Source organism: Parabacteroides sp. ZJ-118, assembly GCF_011038785.1.
Classification (GTDB): Bacteria; Bacteroidota; Bacteroidia; order Bacteroidales; family Tannerellaceae; genus Parabacteroides.
This window is the reverse complement of record NZ_JAAKDT010000001.1, coordinates 80,403-99,169: the sequence shown is the minus strand read 5'-3', so window position 1 is coordinate 99,169 and position 18,767 is coordinate 80,403. Positions and strand designations below refer to the sequence as shown.

The 18,767-nt window shown below is 49.0% G+C and carries 14 protein-coding genes and 1 pseudogene; 10 read left to right on the top strand and 5 right to left on the bottom strand.

What is annotated here, in order from left to right; genetic code table 11:
• Window positions 1-7 precede the first annotated feature (7 nt).
• Window positions 8-523 (top strand): GNAT family N-acetyltransferase, encoded by a 516-nt coding sequence (locus G7Y39_RS00435; protein ID WP_165153993.1) that lies wholly within the window; start codon window positions 8-10, stop codon window positions 521-523.
• Here G7Y39_RS00435 and G7Y39_RS00430 read toward each other — a convergent pair.
• Together G7Y39_RS00430 and G7Y39_RS00425 are read right to left on the bottom strand one after the other, a co-directional pair.
• On the bottom strand, window positions 515-1,111 hold the full coding sequence (locus tag G7Y39_RS00430) for a YqgE/AlgH family protein (RefSeq protein ID WP_165153991.1): 597 nt from the start codon (window positions 1,109-1,111) through the stop codon (window positions 515-517). The two genes, G7Y39_RS00435 and G7Y39_RS00430, sit on opposite strands and share 9 nt — an antisense overlap.
• A gap of 120 nt (window positions 1,112-1,231) precedes the next feature.
• Entirely contained in the window at window positions 1,232-2,545 is a 1,314-nt protein-coding gene (locus G7Y39_RS00425; RefSeq protein ID WP_165153989.1) for a pyridoxal phosphate-dependent aminotransferase, read from the bottom strand.
• A gap of 542 nt (window positions 2,546-3,087) precedes the next feature.
• Here G7Y39_RS00425 and G7Y39_RS00420 point away from each other — a divergent pair.
• Together G7Y39_RS00420 and G7Y39_RS00415 are read left to right on the top strand one after the other, a co-directional pair.
• Window positions 3,088-3,630 carry a hypothetical protein gene (locus tag G7Y39_RS00420; RefSeq protein ID WP_165153987.1) on the top strand — a complete coding sequence of 181 codons (543 nt, stop codon included), beginning with the start codon at window positions 3,088-3,090 and terminating at the stop codon, window positions 3,628-3,630.
• Entirely contained in the window at window positions 3,623-6,058 is a 2,436-nt protein-coding gene (locus G7Y39_RS00415; RefSeq protein WP_165153985.1) for a sacsin N-terminal ATP-binding-like domain-containing protein, read from the top strand. Before G7Y39_RS00420 ends, G7Y39_RS00415 begins: the two co-directional genes overlap by 8 nt.
• Window positions 6,059-6,133: 75 nt before the next feature.
• On the opposite strand, the pseudogene G7Y39_RS00410 reads toward G7Y39_RS00415, so the two are convergent.
• The 3 genes and pseudogenes from G7Y39_RS00410 to G7Y39_RS00400 all read right to left on the bottom strand — a co-directional run.
• Window positions 6,134-6,466: pseudogene (locus G7Y39_RS00410) on the bottom strand (DJ-1/PfpI family protein); the annotation flags it as partial.
• Window positions 6,463-6,555, bottom strand: a complete 93-nt coding sequence (locus G7Y39_RS13840; RefSeq protein ID WP_206225127.1) for a ClbS/DfsB family four-helix bundle protein — start codon at window positions 6,553-6,555, stop codon at window positions 6,463-6,465. The gene G7Y39_RS13840 and the pseudogene G7Y39_RS00410, both read right to left, overlap by 4 nt.
• A 111-nt stretch (window positions 6,556-6,666) precedes the next feature.
• The gene (locus tag G7Y39_RS00400) at window positions 6,667-9,492 is read right to left on the bottom strand and encodes a sugar-binding domain-containing protein (RefSeq protein ID WP_165153983.1); all 2,826 of its coding nucleotides are present in this window, start codon (window positions 9,490-9,492) and stop codon (window positions 6,667-6,669) included.
• A 268-nt stretch (window positions 9,493-9,760) separates the two neighbouring features.
• On the opposite strand from G7Y39_RS00400, the gene G7Y39_RS00395 reads away from it, so the two are divergent.
• The 7 genes from G7Y39_RS00395 (at window position 9,761) to tilS (ending at window position 18,652) form a co-directional block, all read left to right on the top strand.
• The gene (locus tag G7Y39_RS00395) at window positions 9,761-10,192 is read left to right on the top strand and encodes a BT0820 family HAD-type phosphatase (RefSeq protein WP_165153981.1); all 432 of its coding nucleotides are present in this window, start codon (window positions 9,761-9,763) and stop codon (window positions 10,190-10,192) included.
• A 51-nt stretch (window positions 10,193-10,243) separates the two neighbouring features.
• A complete protein-coding gene (locus tag G7Y39_RS00390; RefSeq protein WP_165153979.1) occupies window positions 10,244-11,041 on the top strand; it encodes a polysaccharide biosynthesis/export family protein in 798 nt (265 codons plus the stop codon).
• A gap of 37 nt (window positions 11,042-11,078) precedes the next feature.
• Complete coding sequence (locus tag G7Y39_RS00385; RefSeq protein ID WP_165153977.1) at window positions 11,079-13,499, top strand: tyrosine-protein kinase; 2,421 nt, start codon at window positions 11,079-11,081, stop codon at window positions 13,497-13,499.
• Window positions 13,500-13,530: 31 nt separating this feature from the next.
• Window positions 13,531-15,288, top strand: a complete 1,758-nt coding sequence (gene aspS / locus G7Y39_RS00380; RefSeq protein WP_165153975.1) for an aspartate--tRNA ligase — start codon at window positions 13,531-13,533, stop codon at window positions 15,286-15,288.
• Between the two features lie 111 nt (window positions 15,289-15,399).
• Complete coding sequence (locus G7Y39_RS00375) at window positions 15,400-16,497, top strand: Nif3-like dinuclear metal center hexameric protein (protein ID WP_165153973.1); 1,098 nt, start codon at window positions 15,400-15,402, stop codon at window positions 16,495-16,497.
• Between the two features lies 1 nt (window position 16,498).
• Entirely contained in the window at window positions 16,499-17,263 is a 765-nt protein-coding gene (locus G7Y39_RS00370; RefSeq protein ID WP_165153965.1) for a zinc ribbon domain-containing protein, read from the top strand.
• A gap of 72 nt (window positions 17,264-17,335) precedes the next feature.
• Window positions 17,336-18,652, top strand: a complete 1,317-nt coding sequence (tilS, locus tag G7Y39_RS00365) for a tRNA lysidine(34) synthetase TilS (RefSeq protein ID WP_165153963.1) — start codon at window positions 17,336-17,338, stop codon at window positions 18,650-18,652.
• The last annotated feature ends 115 nt before the right edge of the window (window positions 18,653-18,767 follow it).

Genomic DNA, 18,767 nt, shown 5'->3' with positions numbered 1-18,767 from the left:
GGTAGATATGTTGTTGTCGAGTGATAGAGTCCGTTTGAGGGCGTTGGAACCGGAGGATCTGGAGTTGTTATATCGTTGGGAGAATGATCCGAAGTTATGGGAGGTAGGGAATACCTTGGCTCCCTATTCCCGTTATCTGTTGAAGGAATATATAGCGGGTAGCGACCGGAGTATCTATGAGTCCCGCCAACTTCGCTTCATGATCGAGGAACGCGATACGGAGACTTCCGTGGGGATCGCGGACTTATTCGACTTCGAGCCGCATCCGAACCGGGCGGCTTGCGGTATTATGCTGGACCGGAAGTATCAAGGACGCGGCTTCGCCACGGAAGCGTTAAGGCTATTGATGGAATACGCTTATACGTTCTTGAAACTTCATCAGCTTTACGCGCATATTCCCGTGGCGAACGAGCCTAGCAAGAGATTATTCACCCGCCTGGGATTTGTCGAGGCAGGGACGCTTAAGGACTGGATCCGGACACCGGATGGTTATTCGGATGTCTGCGTGATGCAGTTAATTTAAACAGGGATCCTTCGGATATTTTGTCCAGGTTTTATAATCATTGCCCAATAATTCTACGGAATCTACCCAATAACCCTCGCCGTCGGCAGACAGGATATTATCGGTGGTAATAGGGCTTACGGCCCATGAGTTCCGTTTGATCTCATGGTTTAACTGTCCTTCGGTCCATCCGGAGTATCCCAGGAAAAACTTCACTTTCCCATCGATTGGATGCCCGTTGAGGATATATTGTTTCAATGCGTTGAAATCCCCGTCGAAATATAGACAATCATTGATCTTTAACGCGCCCGGGATAATGTTATCTCCCAAGGAATGAATAAAGAACAAACGGTTGGAGCCGACCGGTCCCCCCAGATAAATCGGTATCTCCGGGAACTCGGCAAACTCCTTGAAAAAAGAGTTTACGATAAGATCCGTCTTTTTATTCAGGACAAATCCCATCGATCCGTGTTCCGTATGCTCTATCAACAATACGACGGAACGTTGGAAGTAGGCATCTTGTAAAAAAGGCTCGGCGATTAGAATACTTCCTTGGATAGGAAGGATGTCGTTATGTGTTATTTTAAATATATTTTTATAAGATGCCATGATCGTGGATGTTAGGTTATTACTAATTCACCGACAATATAAGGTGTTTTTTAATAAGAAGCAAATGAAAAGCCCGGGATCCGAGTTAATAAACGTGAATAGGCCGGGCCTGCCATTGATTTATGCTTGATGATTTTCCTCGAACAATCTCAGCCTTTCGTCCAGTAAGTCATATTGGTGCTCTTTTATGAAAGAGGTACAAGCTCGTAGTCCTTGTTGGTTACTGCCTGTGGTACTTAATGATATGGCGCTTACTCCGTAATAAATCAGTTCTTCCATCAGTTGTCCGCCGGTCATTCCCGGGTAACCGATCGTGAAATAGAAACCGTCGGCTATCGGTTGGTCCAGATCGTGATCATAAACGATCGTGAAACCATGATCCGTAAAAATCTTCTTTAGTCTCTCCGCGCGGCGTCCGTATTCTTTCACTTGCGAGACAAAGTCAAAAGTACCGTCTGCGGCGGCCTTGAACATGGCGGCTAGGGCGAATTGGGCCGAGTGGCTGGTTCCGGATGAGAGGGCGTATAAGACACGGTGGATATATACCGTACCGAACGTGCCGCCTCCATAGCGCCGGGTCAATTCCGGGTAGGAGCGATGGTAAAGTGTATTGGAGATCGCTGTCACCCCGATACGCTGTCCGGCATAGCTGAACGCCTTGGAGCCGGATATCTGCATGATATAATTGTCGGTATAACGGGCTACGCTCGCTTGATAAGGAGGCTCGAAGGGACATCCGAGGTCCTTGCGAAAATCCATGGCAAAATAGGCGAGGTCCTCTATGACGATCACATCGTATTTGTCGGCCATCTCGCCGATGATCCTCAACTCCTCGTCGGTGAGGCAAAACCAAGCCGGGTTATTCGGGTTGGAATAGATCATCGCGGCAATATTGCCCTTGGAAAGATGCGCCTCCAAGACTTCACGCAATCGCTCGCCGCGATATTCGTATACGTCGAACGACTCGTATTTATAGCCCATAACGGCTATTTGCTGCTTCTGCACGGGGAATCCGGGGTCGATGAACAAGATGGTCTCCCTTCCCGGCATACATTGTCCGGCCGTAAGGAAAGAGGCGTATGTGCCCTGCATGGAACCGGTTACGGGTACGCAACACTCCGGATCTATCTCTATATCTATAAACGCCTTGATAAAGCGGGAAGCTTGCCTTTTCACTTCGGGAATTCCGTTGATGTTCGGGTAGATGGAGGCTATACCGCTACGAAGGGCTTCGATCTCGGCGTCTACGCCTACTTGGGCGGCCTTCAAGCCCGGTACGCCCATTTCCATATGGATGAACTCGGTTCCCGTTTCTTGTTCCAATCGCGTGGATATGGCAACTACCTCCCGGATAGTCGCTTTCCCAAAATCGGGAAGTCCAAAGCCATCGATAATTCGTCTGGCTGTCTGATAGTCTACAGGAGTATTTTTCATGCTAGTGTCAGTTATATAGGAAGACAAAAGTATGAAATTTATCGATTTGTCCTGATTTTTTCATCCTAAACTGTTGCCAATTCAAAAAATCCGCCTACCTCCGCATCGCTGGTACGTCATTACACACCTCAGTGGCGCCCCCAATCGTTGTCACTCCGTACAATCAAACAGATCGAAATTAAGGCGAAAACAAGTATACTTTTACGTATCACGCCGATGTGTCTCTGTGTACTTACCGGAAAGCCATTGAGATACGGCGCCAAGTCAATGGAACGCGAGACGGATTCCAGTGACTTAGCCTCCCTATTCCAGATGCTTTTTTGGGGGGAGTATCCCGTTTGTGCACGCTAAAAAACTATTCCAACCGCTTGTCGAGGCACAAATTCTTTGTGAAAATCAGTTGCTTTATAGTAAATCTTTATAATTTTGGAGTTCAGGAACATTGTGATAAATACGATTTGACTTTTTATAGGTTGGGTGCGTTTATTACGATGTGCTTAATAATAAGATTTTATGTCAAACTTATATTTTTTAATTGTATCATGGAAGCAATAGTAAAGAAAGACAATGTTTATGTTTATGTAGACGGTGATTGTAGTGATGAAGAAGGATTGAAGCCTTATGTGGTTATTAAGAAGATAGACCAGAATTATGCAGAAAAACAGCTGTATGGCAGGCGAGTTGTGTTATCGACTAGATTCGACGAGGAGGGTTGTATCACAATAGATGGTATATCCATAAAACAATTTTCATATGGTGAGATGGAAGGTTCCTTACCTTTGGAGAGCGTAATCGCCTACTTAAACCAAATAGAAAACTTAGGTGTCGATACTTTCTTGGACAATTATAAGAAAGCCCTTCAAGAACTTAAAGTAGAGTTGAATGGTCAAGCAGACAAGTTGGAACAAGAATTGGCTTTGCATGAAGACGAAAACAAAGAGAAACAACTAACAAAGTTGAGAACACTATTGAAAACCTTAATAGCGCTCCTTTTTGCTTTGAGCGTCAATATGAATGCCGGACTGGACAATCATGTTTATGTAGATACTTACGAATATTTCATAAATACTTACTTCAATGTCTGACATCGGTTCGCGTGTAGATCAGGTTGAGCAGGAGCAGTTCCGTTCGATACCGGCTCAACGCTTGATAGAAAAACTGTCTTTACTGAAAAACAGAAAAGAGAATGCAAAGAAACGGTGGTTCTGGGAACTCCTGCAAAATGCCAGCGATTACAACGACGTGGTGTCCGTCCGCCTGATTGTGACCAAAGACCAAGTGGAGTTCCAACATGACGGTGCCGCTTTTAGCATCAATGACGCCCTCAATCTCATATTACCGGATTCAAACAAACGGTACGATGAGATACACACGGACAATATCGGCAGATTCGGCACGGGGTTCGTTTCTACCCACATCCTGTCCTCAATCATCCATGTAAAAGGATTGTGCAGAGACGATGAATTATACCGATTTGAGTTGGAACTGGATCGAAGTTCCTTTGAAGATAAAGGGAGACTGATTGAAGCCAGTCAGGAAGCCAAGTCGTTGTTTAAGCAATCCCTTCACCCGACAACTCCGCAAACGGGTTTCCAAACCTCTTTCACTTACAAACTTCATGAACCGTTACCTACCTTGGAACCGTTGTCGGGAGATGACATCGATTTAGACTATCTGTATGATCTGCTACCTTATACCTTGTGCTTTATGCCCAAGGTAAAGAGTGTTAGCATTGAAGACCGTAGGGAAGCGGATGCCGTTGTTTATACCATTTCGCGCAAAGCGGAATATGAAAGCTCTCTTGTCTTTGAGGTTACCCATCATGATATCGCAAAGGAACTGCATTTTGCTTACTTCTGCCATAATCAAGCCTCTTCCGTATTCCGTTATGAGGATAACAGGATAGTGCCACTTCCTCCCCGCATCTCCAAAATGTTTTGCGGACTTCCACTGATAGGAACAGAAGACATCGGGCTTCCCATCCTTGTAAACAGCCTTCGTTTTGAACCGACTACGGAACGTGAAGGCATCGAGTTGGAACCCGGCAGCAATGAACAGAATCGAACCATCATGGACGATTCCGTAGAACTGTACGGAAAGGTGTTGGATTATGTAGAGAAACATAAGCTGTATAATGCGCATGTGCTGGCAGACATTCGACGGAAATACAATGGTACGCAGGCATCGAAAACACAATTCTATACCCGTTATATCATTAAGTACAAGCAGCTGATACTGACTCACGCCGTCGTTCCCAACTGCACAGGCGATTTTATCAATTTCTCACAAGTAAAGCTTCCGTTTAGAGACAGTAAGGCAGACGTTGAACTCTATCATAATGCCCGATTCATTGCAGCCAAAGAGCTACCTGTGGAATCGGATTATCAGAAATGGTTTGACTCAACGGATTTTACTCTCTTCACCGAACAAAAATATACATATAGAAACTTGGCGACCTCCATTGAGAGTGTAAAGAACATATATTCTTTTAACCAAGAACCCCATGAAGTCCTTAAATGGTTGACTCAGTGTTGTTCCTATCTTAAGGAGTGCGACCAACATCTGTTTGCGTCCATGAAATTGCTACCCAATCAACAGGGAGAGTTCAAGACCTGTATGGAGCTTTCCGTGGATGATAACTTGCCTTCTGAACTTAAAAACATATACAATGAACTACATGAATCAAAAGGAGAAAAGATAGAGTCCCACTTGCTGGACAAACAGTTTGATTCATTGGGCATCGTAAACCAAACATACAGCATAGAAAAAATTGCGAACTGCATTGACACAGAGCTTTCAGAGCAATATACCCGGAACAAAGGTAATACAGCTGCCATCAATCGTCCCTTGAATGCACTATACACTTGGGTCTCAAACTATACACCCAAAGAGAATCTGCCTGTTTGGTTCCGTTGGTATTATCCTAAACGTGCAACGCTCATTGTGGACATGCTTACGGAAACGCAACGGGAACAAACACTTATCATTGCCCAAAGTGGAAAGATGGAAGCCTTGGCGGAACTGGCATCATCTGATTTATCCAATGAAGAACTGACCCGACTGATTGCAAACAAAGACAAATTGCCGATGATGCTAAACATGCTTCTTGAAAGAGTGGATGACAAAGTTCATGCCAATAGCCAGACCGGAAATTGGGGGGAAGAACTTGTGTATAAGGATTTGCTGGTAAAATATCCCCGAAATCAGGGTTATCATGTTATATGGGCGAGCAAAGACTATGATGAGCCTCGCTATGACTTTGAAGTCAAGAAAGGAGAGCAAACCATTTGTTTTTGCGATGCCAAAACGACCATGCGAGGCGTAGCCAATTCAGACTCCATACCTTTTTTCATGCGTAAATCACAATGGCTTTTCCTGCAAGAACTTGAATGTGACATTCCATATTACATAGCCCGTGTTTTCAATGGTGACAATGGGAAAATCATATATATGCATATCACGATTCTGGGCAAAGGAAGATCTGTTTCCAAATCGGGTGTCAATCCGTACTAAAACACTCAAAAACACGAGTCGTTTTTAGACACAGAACCGAACAGCTATTTAAGACACCGTAATCTTCTTTTGTCATTAGGAGGAGATGCTCTGCCTGTATATCTCCGAACGGAGATACGACGTCATTCCTTTTTTATTGAACTGATAATACATCTCGATACGTTCCGGGGTATCGTTCTCAAGTAACGACAGTAGCTCTTTGGTAAACTCTAGTGTGGCGGAACCGTTTGCCATCACGAGGTGGTTGTCGCTGACCGCTTGGGCGTGGATATACCCGTTAGGGTTTGTATAATTGTCACCTCCCCAAAGTTTCAGTTGCTCCAAACCGTTGCCGGTATGCTTTGAGGTATTGAGGAATCCGTGCTTTGCCATAAAAGAAGCGGCGTTACAAATAGCACCTACAATCATTGTTTCATGTTCTTTCGGTGTGCTTTCAGCTTTTTCAACGCCCAATCGTAGTGGGCACTTGTAGTACTGATAAAATAGGAGCCCAGCATAATTGTCCGTTGCGGCGGATATCAATTGTTGTCTGTTTGTAGGTCTTACCATGATTCTTTTTTAACTCGTGTGTTTTCAACTATCATTGTTCCTTCCTCATTTGTGTCCGCTTAGTCGTCATACGAGATATTCCCTAATTCCTTGATCTTCGAGTCTCCGACTTGACGCGTGAATAACTCAATCAATTGGGCGGGCGCTAATGTCATCTGAGGCGAGAACTCGGGGGAATCCATGTAACTTAACAAGCTGCGGTATAATTGGCGGGCTTCCGGATATGCTTGCTGGGTTTCCAAGTCTGTCATACAGATTAACAACTTGCCAGGGCCGACATTGAACTCCAGGATCATCCCTAATTTATGATTACGCTCCACGTTATCGATCACTTGTACGATCGGCCTGTAATGATCCGGAAGCTGATCCAGTATCAGCGGATGGCTATTCTTTATCATCGTGAACCATTGCCAGTCTGTATGGAAATCCGTCGGGAAATGAGTGAAAGCCGGATGAGAGGGGTTCATCCATAATCCGAGCGTACCCGGAGAGACCGGTTTCTTCACCCATTCGCAGATGGACTTAAACATCCGGTAATTCCAGTAATCTGTCTGGAATAACCCGTCTACCGTCACGTCCTTGTAAGTCCCGGCATCCGGGAACCACAATACTTTCGCCCCGTTCGCCAATGCCTCCTCGGCCTGTTTATCCCATTCCTTGATGACTTTGATACCCGTAGGGACTTGCACGTTATTATGTTCCGGAAAAATCCATAATGGGTAATGATTGTGATAATCCGTGCCCTCGATCGCCAGCCGTAAAGTATAGGTCTCAGCCTCTTGAACGACAGGTAAAGCGATATTTAATAGACCTGCCTTGGCCAACGTGCCTTGATTGATTTGCAGTGATAGGCTGTTTTGGGCGATCGCTTGACCCCGGCTATTCGTCAAGGTCCAATTTAGACGTTTCCCTTCTAAAGCGGTCGGTGTATAGTTCGCTACCTCGATGGAGCCTTTGATCTCCTCACTCCCCGAGTAACAGAATTTAGGCAGGAGAGCCAATAATACGACATCATCGCAAGACTCTTTCCATTCCTCAGCGGTTATCAAGCCCTTGTTATCCATAAACGCGTCCAAGATACCGACCAACGCCGTGCCCTGTCCCGGATAATCCTGTAAATCCAATAATTGGAAGCCTGCCATCCCCGGAGTACGGAACGCCATTTCCATCTCGGCCCGGTAAAGTCGCGCCATCCATTTGCCGGAGGCATTGAAGAAATCATCCGCTTGTTCGGCCATACCGGCCTCGTCCAGCCGTTCGCGGAATATCTCCAGGTTCCAAGGTTTCAGTACCCCGGTATATTTCTTGATTTCCTCATAATTCGGATAACATTGGAATTGCCCGGTCTCGTGTCCGATGATAGGCAATGAACATTGTTCGACAGCGGATTTGAAATTCATGACCGAGTTTGGATAGGTGTGGTTGATATAACCGCCATCCTCCGCGTCGGCGAAAGAGAAAGAACCCCGGGTATGGTTGCCGAATACGTTAGCGCCGGGGACTCGGCAGGTCGTGAAGTAATCGTCACCCGCCGCGGGGCCGTTGAAGCCTAGATAGTCATTCGATCCAGATGCGTATAAATGCCGTCCGTCCTCGCCGCGGAAACGGGCGATCATGTCCACCATCGCGTCTTGATCCCCGGAAAGCTCGTTGCCGATCGCCATCATGACGAAAGAGGCGTGATTTCCGTAAGCTTCCTGTATTTGTAATCCTTCTTTGGTGAGGAAATGGATCAAAGTGGTATCGCTCTTTTCCATCTTTCCCCAGAAAGGCAGTTCCGGCTGGAGGTAAAAACCTTCGATATCGGCCGCCTCGAAACAGGCCTCGGGAGGACACCATGAATGGAAACGGCAGTGATTGATACCGTATTCCTTGGCGATGCGGAAATAGCGTCTCCATGCCGCGGTATCCATCGGTACATGGCCTGTAAGCGGGAATACGCAAGCGTCATGTTTCCCGCGAAGGAAGGTGGTCAATCCGTTGATGGTGAATTGTGTCCCTTCTGCTTTGAAATCTCTTAACCCGAAAGTCGTACTTTGGCTATCTTGGATATTCTCTCCTTGGATGTTCGCTGTCAAGCGATACAGGGTAGGGGAGAACTCGCTCCATTCCAAGGCATCATCACCCATCGGTATTTGGCATACGATCTCGTCTTGTCGGACTTCTAGATCCTTGTTGAACTTGATACGATGCTCCATGCCTGTGTTGAAAGCCTCCATCTCTATTTGAACGGCGGCTACGATCGTTTGATCGAATGGATTCGCGAGCTTTAGTTTCACGTCTACCGTTTTTTGGTCCGCATGTGGATATACCTGTATTTGGCGGATATGGAATTGTGGGCGGGCTTCCAATTTCAGGTCTCCGATAATACCGTTCCAGTTTGTCTGCGTGGATTCCGTATAAGCGTGCGAATTGTCCAATAATTGGGGCGGTACGCTCAAGCCGTTATCGACCTGGATGGTCAAACGATGCTTCCCCCCGGCTCGGAGATAGGCGGACAGATCGTACGCTTGAGGGGTGGAAATGAGGTCGGACGAACCGACGTATACGCTATCTACCCATACCTGGGTCGGCTTTGTCCGCTCCAAGGTCAACCAGATACTTTTGCCTTCCCAACGCTCCGGAATCGTGATCTCCTTCTGATACCAAGCCTTACCTTGATAGCGGAAGGGCCTGGATAAATGGGTCGTCTCGTCTTTATCCTTGTTTGGGTACCCTTTTTGGTTGGTGTCCGTGGTACCCGGTAATTGAACTTGCTCGGTGACATCTGTCGAATCCAATCGTAATTCCCAGCAACCGGCAAGCGATAATTCCTCTCTACTCTCTTTAGGAGTTTGGCATGCGAACAGCATGAGCATAAGTGGAATACTCCAAAATCTCTTCATGATAATGTTTTTTACTCTAAATTAGGGTTTACTCAATTAACGGTGGACAAAGATAGTGTTTTTACCCCTTTTATAAAGAAGAAGATAGGAGAAAAGAGAAGATTTCGTTACGGGTCTGTCAGTCTACAATCCACAACAAAAATGTTTCCCTTTAAAAAAAACTTGTTTCTTGATACTTTTTGGCTATATTCGCGGCGTGGGAGAATACGCTACTTCCCGAGTCCGGCCGTCCGGTGGTTCGTTTTTTTTAGAATTGAGGATTAAAGAGATGATAATAGCGGTAGATTTCGACGGAACGATCGTCGAGCATAAGTATCCGGCGATCGGGCGTGAGCTTCCTTTCGCCATCGAGACATTGAGGAAATTGCAAGCGGAGCGCCACAGGTTGATCCTTTGGACGGTCCGTGAGGGTAACCTCTTGGAGGAGGCGTTGGACTTCTGTCGCGAGCGTGGCTTGGAGTTTTATGCCGTGAACCGTGACTACCCGGAGGAGGAGAAAGGTCTGAACAACCACTTCTCGCGGAAACTGAAGGCGGATGTTTTCATCGATGACCGTAACCTCGGCGGCCTTCCGGACTGGGGTACGATCTACGAGATGGTGACCAAGGGACTTTCCTATGAGGATCTGATGACGCGCGAGTACGAATCGGGGTACGAGCCGGAGAAACCGAGAGGCCTCCTCTCCCGCCTTTTCCGTTAAGTCCGTGTATTCTGTGTCATCCGTGTTCAAAGAGATAAAAACGATAATAATATGAAGATCAAAAGACTACTGTTCCTATTCTCGCTGCCCTTGTTGCTGGCGGCATGTACGTCTTACAAGAACGTGCCCTACCTTCAGAATCCGGAGGTGGTGAACGGTTTCGAGGAGGCGCTTCCCTTGTATGATGCCAAGATCATGCCCAAGGACCTGTTGAGCATCACCGTCAATACGTCGGATCCGCAGGCCGCGGCCCCCTTCAACCTGACGGTGCAGACCCCGTTGAACGCCGCCCTGACGAACATCAACACGACGACGCAACCCACGTTGCAGCAATATCTGGTGAACAACTCCGGCGAGATCGACTTCCCGGTGATCGGCACGTTGAAAGTCGGTGGCCTGAGCAAGAACGAGGCCGAGGACCTGATCCGTGAGAAATTGAAGCCTTACTTGAAGGAGACTCCTATCGTGACCGTCCGCATGGCGAACTACAAAATCTCGGTCTTGGGCGAGGTGGCTCGTCCGGGCAGCTTCACGATCGGCAACGAGAAGGTGAATGTCCTGGAGGCGCTGGCGATGGCGGGCGATATGACGATCTACGGCGTACGCGACAACGTGAAGCTGATTCGCGAGGACGAGAGCGGGAAGCGTGAGATCATCAACCTGAACCTGAACAACGCCGCTATAGTGACCTCCCCGTATTATTATTTGAAACAGAACGACATTCTTTATGTCACTCCGAACGAGACGAAGGCGAAGAACTCCGATATCGGCAACAGCACGACGCTGTGGGTCAGCTCGATCTCGATCTTGGTCTCGATCGCCGGCCTGTTGGTAAACATACTTAAATAATTAACTATTGACTATTGAACATTGAAAATTGAGAGAGATGGTGGACGATCGTATAAATACAAGCAATGATAATCTGGAAGACGAGGAGCGTGAGATCGATCTTTACGCCCTGTTTTTCAAGTATATGGTGTATTGGCCTTGGTTCGTGGCGAGCGTGCTGGTTTGCTGTATCGGCATGTACGTGTTCCTGCGTTACCAGACGCCGGTGTATAACGTCACGTCATCGGTGTTGATCAAGGAGGACGAGAAGAAGGGCGCTAACGCCGCTAGCGGCTTGGCAGCCATACAGGACCTGGGCATGCTCTCGATGACGAGCAACTTCGACAACGAGGTCGAGATACTGAAGTCCCGTACATTGATCAAGAAGGTCGTGAACGACATGGGCCTGTATATCGACATGGAGGAGTCGAACGCCCTGGGCTTCAACCCCCCGTTATATAAGAATTCCCCCGTTAACCTGTTTATCACCCCCGAGGAGGCGGATCGTCTGGTCGCCCCCGTGGAGTTGCGCATGCGCTATACCGCGAACGGGAGGCTAGTCGTGAGAGCCGAGTATAAGATCGATAAGGACGGCGATGAGGTGACGATGGAGCAGAGCTTCGACAAGCTCCCTGCCATATTGCCCACCCCCGTGGGCGTTTTCAGTTTCACAGGGATGGATTCCATACCTGAGCTGGAGGGCGGGGAGATTGACCTGATCGCCCGTGTCCATACGCCCACGTCCACGGCCGAGGCCTATGGCAAGGACTTGAGCGTGACGCCCTCGTCCAAGACGACGACGATCGCCAAGCTATCCCTCAAGAACACGGTAAGGCAACGCGGCGTGGACTTTATCAATCGTCTGGTGTCGTTCTACAACCAAGACGCCAACGACGAGAAGAACGAGGTGGCCCAGAAGACGGCCGAGTTCATCGAGGAGCGCATCGGCATCATCAACGGCGAGCTGGGTACGACGGAGAGCGAGCTGGCGGCCTTCAAGCAACGCTCGGGCTTGACGAACCTCACGAGTGACGCCCAGATGGCGTTGCAGGAAAGCTCGAGGTATGAGCAACAGCGTACGGAGAACGCCACGCAGATCAACTTGGTACAATACCTTCGCAATTATATCAACGACCCGGTGAACGCGGACGAGGTGATCCCGGCCAACGTGGGTTTGGAGGACCCAAACCTTACCTCGGTGATCGACCAGTACAACACGATGATCATCGAGCGCAAGCGCCTGCTTCGTACCTCGTCGGATAGCAACCCGGCTATCATCAACATGAACGCCGGCATCGAGGCGATGCGCCGCAACGTGAAGACGACGGTGAACAGTGTTTTGAGGGGCCTCCAGATCGCCAAGGCGGACATCGACCGCCAGGCGAGCAAGTTCGAGAGCCGCATCAGCAACGCCCCGAAGCAGGAGAAGGAGTTCATGACGATCTCCCGCCAGCAGGAGATTAAGGCCACGTTATACATCATGCTCCTGCAGAAGCGCGAGGAGAACGCCATCACGCTGGCCGCCACGGCGAACAACGGCCGTATCATCGAGGAGCCGCTCGCCGATACGGCGCCTGTCGCCCCGAAGAAGATGATCTTTATGCTGGCAGCGTTGATCTTGGGTCTGGCGGTCCCGGTGGGCAGCGTCTACCTGCACGACCTGCTGAAATATAAGATCGAGAACCGCGACGACGTGGAGGCGATCACGAATGTGGCCGTCCTTGCCGAGCTCCCGTTGGTCAAGAAGAAGGAGGAAGGTTCGATCGTAGTCCGAGAGAACAAGAACGACCTGATGGAGGAGATGTTCCGGGGGCTGCGTACGAACCTCTTGTTCATGCTGGAGAAGGACGAGCGTGTGATCCTTTTCAGCTCCACGCAACCGGGCGAGGGTAAGTCGTTCGTCGCCGGAAACTTGGCGGTGAGCTTGGCCTACCTGGGCAAGAAGGTGGTGGTGGTCGGCATGGACATCCGCAAGCCTGGCCTGAACAAGGTGTTCAAGATCTCTCATAAGACGGAGGGTGTTACGAACTACCTGAGCGACCCGGAGCACGTGAACCTGTTCGACATGATCCAGCGGTCCGATATCAGCCCGAACCTCGATATCCTTCCGGGCGGCGCTATCCCCCCGAACCCGACGGAGTTGGTGGCCCGCGACGTGCTGGAGAAGGCAATCGCCCTGTTGAGGGAACACTACGATTACATTCTCTTGGATACGGCTCCGATCGCCATGGTGACGGATACGGCTATCATCGGCCGTGTGGCGGACATCTGCGTGTACGTCTGCCGTGCGGACGTGACGCCGAAGGCCGGTTTTGGCTACATCAACGTGCTGCAGCGGGAGCGTAGGTTCCCGAAGCTCGCGACGGTTATCAATGGCCTGGACATGAGCAAGCGCAAGAATCACTACGGCAGGAAATACGGCTATGGTTACGGTTATGGTTACGGTTACGGTTACGAGGTCGGAGAGAAAAAGAGATAAACGATCGAATCTAGCAAAATATATATAGTGTATGTATAGAACAAGAACTTGTGGTGATTTGCGCCTCGCGGATGAAGGTCTCGTGGTTACGCTGGCCGGTTGGGTGCAGAGAACCCGCAAAATGGGAGGAATGACGTTTGTCGATATCCGCGATCGTTATGGTATTACTCAATTGGTATTTAACCAAGAGGTTGATGCGGCTCTTTGCGAGCAGGCGAACAAGCTAGGTCGCGAATTCGTGATCCAGGCTATGGGTACGGTTCGAGAGCGTTCCAGCAAGAATGCGCGTATCCCGACAGGCGATATTGAGTTGATCGTTTCTGAGTTGAACGTCCTGAACGCTGCGCTTACCCCTCCGTTCACGATCGAGGAGGAGACCGATGGCGGCGATGACCTGCGTATGAAATATCGTTACCTGGACCTGCGCCGCGCCGCGGTTCGTAAGAACCTGGAGCTCCGTCACCGGATGGCGTTCGAGGTTCGCCGCTATTTGGATGAGCAGGGTTTCTTGGAGGTCGAGACTCCGGTTCTTGTGAATTCCACCCCGGAGGGAGCCCGCGACTTCGTGGTCCCGTCCCGTATGAACCCGGGGCAGTTTTACGCCTTGCCCCAGTCTCCGCAGACTTTGAAGCAGTTGTTGATGGTTTCCGGTTTCGACCGTTACTTCCAGATCGTAAAATGTTTCCGCGATGAGGATTTACGTGCGGACCGCCAGCCGGAGTTCACGCAGATCGACTGCGAGATGAGCTTCGTGGAGCAAGAGGATGTCTTGAATATGTTCGAGGGCATGGCGAAACATCTGTTTAAGGTAATCCGCGGGATCGAGTTCAAGGAGCCGTTTACGCGTATGACTTGGCAAGATGCGATGAGACAGTATGGTAGCGACAAGCCGGACTTGCGTTTCGGCATGAAGTTCGTCGAGTTGATGGATATCCTGAAAGGCCATGGCTTCTCCGTATTCGATAACGCCGCTTACATCGGGGGAATCTGTGCGGAAGGTGCGGCGAGCTATACCCGTAAGCAGCTGGACGTGTTGACCGAGTTCGTGAAACGTCCGCAGATAGGTGCTAAAGGTTTGGTTTACGCTCGTGTGGAAGCGGATGGTAACGTAAAATCAAGCGTGGATAAATTCTATAGCCAAGAGGTGCTTCAAGAGATGAGGAACGCGTTCGGTGCCAAGCCGGGCGATCTGATCTTGATCCTTTCCGGCGACGATGCGATGAAGACGCGTAAGCAACTCTGCGAGTTGCGTCTGGAGATGGGTAATCAATTGGGGCTTCGCGATAAGGATACGTTCGCTTGTTTGTGGGTGATCGACTTCCCGCTGTTCGAATGGAACGAGGAGGATCAACGCTTCTACGCCATGCACCATCCGTTTACCTCTCCGAATCCGGACGATATACCCTTGTTGGATACGGATCCGGGCGCTGTTCGTGCGAACGCGTACGACATGGTTATCAATGGTGTTGAAGTGGGGGGCGGTTCCATCCGTATCCACGACAGCCAATTGCAAGATAAGATGTTCAAGTTGTTGGGATTCACCGAGGAAAGAGCGCAAGAGCAGTTCGGTTTCTTGATGAATGCGTTCAAGTACGGGGCGCCCCCTCACGGAGGGTTGGCTTATGGCTTGGATCGCTTCGTCTCTTTGTTCGCCGGTTTGGACTCTATCCGCGACTGTATCGCCTTTCCGAAGAACAATTCCGGACGAGATGTTATGCTCGATGCTCCGGGTGTCTTGGATCCGGCCCAGCTGGATGAACTGAATTTGATCGTTGGCAGCAAGAAATAATCCAATATGAAATTCCATTCGAATGGGAATCTTGTTCCATCCGAATGGAATTTTCTTTTCTTCCGAAAGGAATTACTTTTTCTCCCGGACATAAATCGAAGGATATTTGGCATGGTAAAGGTTAAAGATATATTGAGAGAGATCGAGCATTACGCCCCCCTTCCGCTGCAAGAGGGTTTCGACAACGCGGGCGTGCAAGTTGGCGACGTGAACCGGCAGGCGACGGGCGTGTTGTTGTGCCTGGACGTTACCGAGGAGGTGCTCGATGAAGCGATCGAGATGGCGTGCAACTTGATCATCTCTCATCATCCTTTGGCCTTTAAGCCGTTTAAGTCGTTGACGGGTTCCAATTATATCGAGCGTTGCCTGATGAAGGCCTGCAAGTATGATTTGGTGATTTATGCTGCCCATACCAATCTGGATAATGCCGTAGGAGGCGTGAACTACCGTTTGGCGGAGTTGATCGGCTTGCGAAACGTACGGATCTTGAGTCCCCAGAAGGGTGCTTTGCTGAAGTTGGTGACATTTGTCCCGGAGGCTTATGCCGAGATCATGCGGAATACCTTGTTCAATGCCGGTGCAGGAAGTATCGGGAGCTACGACGCTTGCAGCTATAATGTACACGGCGAGGGAACATTTCGCGCCCATGCGGGATGCGATCCGTTTTGCGGTGAGATCGGCGAGTTGCACGTAGAGAAAGAGGTGCGCATAGAGATGATCCTTCCGGCATTCAAGAAGGCGGCGGCGACCCGTGCTCTCTTATCCGTTCATCCGTATGAGGAGCCGGCTTTTGATTTCTATCCGCTATCGAACACCTGGGAACAGGCCGGTTCCGGTGTGGTGGGCGAGTTGCCTGCCGAGGAGGATGAGTTGAGTTTCTTGTCGCGGATCAAGGCTCTGTTTAACGTCGGTTGCGTGAAGCATTCCCCGTTTACGGGCAAGCCTATCCGAGAGGTCGCTATCTGCGGGGGCAGCGGCGCCTTCTTGATCAAAGACGCTGTCGCGTATGGGGCCGATGTCTTTATAACGGGGGAGGCGAAGTACAACGATTTCTACGATGTGGAGGACCGGATCTTGTTGGCGGTTATCGGTCATTATGAATCGGAAATCTGTACAAAAGACATATTTTATAACATAATATCGAAAAAATTCCCTACCTTCGCGATACATTTTTCGAATGTTAATTCAAACCCAGTAAAATATTTATAGAATGGCTACAGATAAACGATCAGCTGAAAAGGAATACACGGTTGAAGAAAAGCTTTCTACGCTGTATCAACTTCAGACGATGATGACTGAGATTGATAAGATCAAGACTCTTCGCGGCGAGCTTCCCTTGGAAGTTCAAGACTTGGAGGACGAGATCGCCGGACTGGAAACACGTCTCCAGAACTATCAAACGGAGATCAAGGAGTTTGAGGCTTCTGTCGTTGAGCAAAAGCATAAGATCACGGAATCTACCACATTGATAGATCGTTATAAGGCACAATTGGATAATGTGCGTAATAATCGGGAGTTTGATAACCTGTCCAAGGAGATCGAGTTCCAAGGTTTGGAAATCGTGTTCTCCGAGAAAAAAATCCGTGAGTTCGGAGAGGCGGTAGACGCTAAGAAGAAAGATATTGCGGAATTGACCGAGAAGCTGGAAGGCCGTAAAGCTGACTTGATCCAGAAAAAGGGTGAGTTGGAGCAGATCATTTCCGAGACAAAGCAGGATGAGGAGAAACTTCGTGAGAAAGCGAAGAAGTTGGAGGCCGTTATCGATCCTCGTTTGTTGACCGCTTTCAAGCGTATCCGTAAAGGCGCCCGTAATGGTTTGGCTGTCGTTTATGTGCAACGTGGCGCTTGTGGTGGTTGCTTTAATAAGATCCCGCCTCAGAAGCAATTGGATATCAAGTTGCGCAAGAAAATTATTGTTTGCGAATACTGTGGGCGTATTATGATCGACCCGGAATTGGCAGGTGTAGAAGATTAATTCAAGAGATCCATAAAGGATGGCTCTAGCTGACCCGGCTAGGGCCATTGTTGTCTTTAATACAAAGGCATTATGATACATACGATACGTTTATATATAGAGAAGTACCGGCTGTTGTCCGAAGAGGGTCCGGTTTTGGTCGGATTGAGCGGTGGGGCCGATTCGGTGGCGTTGTTGGGCGTATTGGTGCGTTTGGGATATCCGTGTATAGCGCTTCACTGTAACTTTCATTTGCGCGGGGAGGAGTCGGATCGGGACGAGGCATTCGCCCGCGAGTTCGCGGAGTCTTTGGAAGTACCCTTTCATAAGGTGGATTTCGATACGATCGCTTATGCGGGAGAGAAGCATCTCTCGATAGAGATGGCTGCCCGTGAATTGCGCTATGCTTGGTTTGAGGAGATGCGGGAGCGACTGGGGGGGCAGGCGGTCGCCGTTGCCCATCACCGGGACGATAGCGTGGAGACGGTCTTGATGAATTTGATACGAGGTACGGGAGTTCGGGGGATGAGCGGGATCCGTCCGAGGAATGGCTGTGTCGTTCGTCCTTTACTATGCGTAAGCCGTGAGGATATCTTGGCTTGGCTGGTGGATCAAGGTTACGCCTACGTGACAGACAGCTCGAATTTATCGGATGCTTATACTCGTAATTTCATCCGTTTAAATGTGTTGCCGCTTTTGGAGGCGATAAATCCATCGGTCCGAAATACCATCGCACGTTCCGCTGAGCATCTTTCTGCCGTGGAGACTATCTATAGGTATGTATTGGAACAAGCCCGGAAAGCGGTTGCCGTATCGGAGGATCGTCTTTCTATCAAGGCGTTGATGCAGTTTCCGGCCCCCGAGACGATTTTATATGAGCTGTTAAAAGAATATGGTTTTACCCGTCTGGTCTCGGATGATGTTTTCGCCGCCTTGACCAAGGAGCCCGGTAAGCTGTTTTACTCTTCCACGCATCGTTTGCTGAAGGATCGGGATAATTTATGGATTACTCCTTTAGAGAAGAAGGAAGAGCGAACCTTCGTTTTAGATCCGGAAAAGGGCATTAATCACGAACCGATTGAACTCTCTTTCCGTAAACTTGTTATAACCACGGATTTCCCCATCGAGAAGGATAAGCGGATCGCCTATTTGGATTATGATAAACTCGATTTCCCTTTAACCTTGCGGACTTGGAAAGAAGGCGATTGGTTTATTCCCTTCGGGATGAAAGGACGTAAGAAGTTGAGTGACTATTTCTCCGATCATAAATTTAGCCGGATTGAGAAGGAGCGCACATGGCTTCTTTGTAGTGGCGACGCGATCGCTTGGGTGGTAGGGGAAAGGACTGATAATCGTTTTCGTATAGACGAATCGACAAAGCGTGTGCTAATCGTGAATTTTTTGGGCTAAATCCTCGTTTATTGTAAAAATGTTCCTATATTTGCGGAGATTTACTCCGCAGATATGTTACTAATGGTTCAAATTAGCTGAACAATCCGGTTATTACATGAAAATTATAATTAAA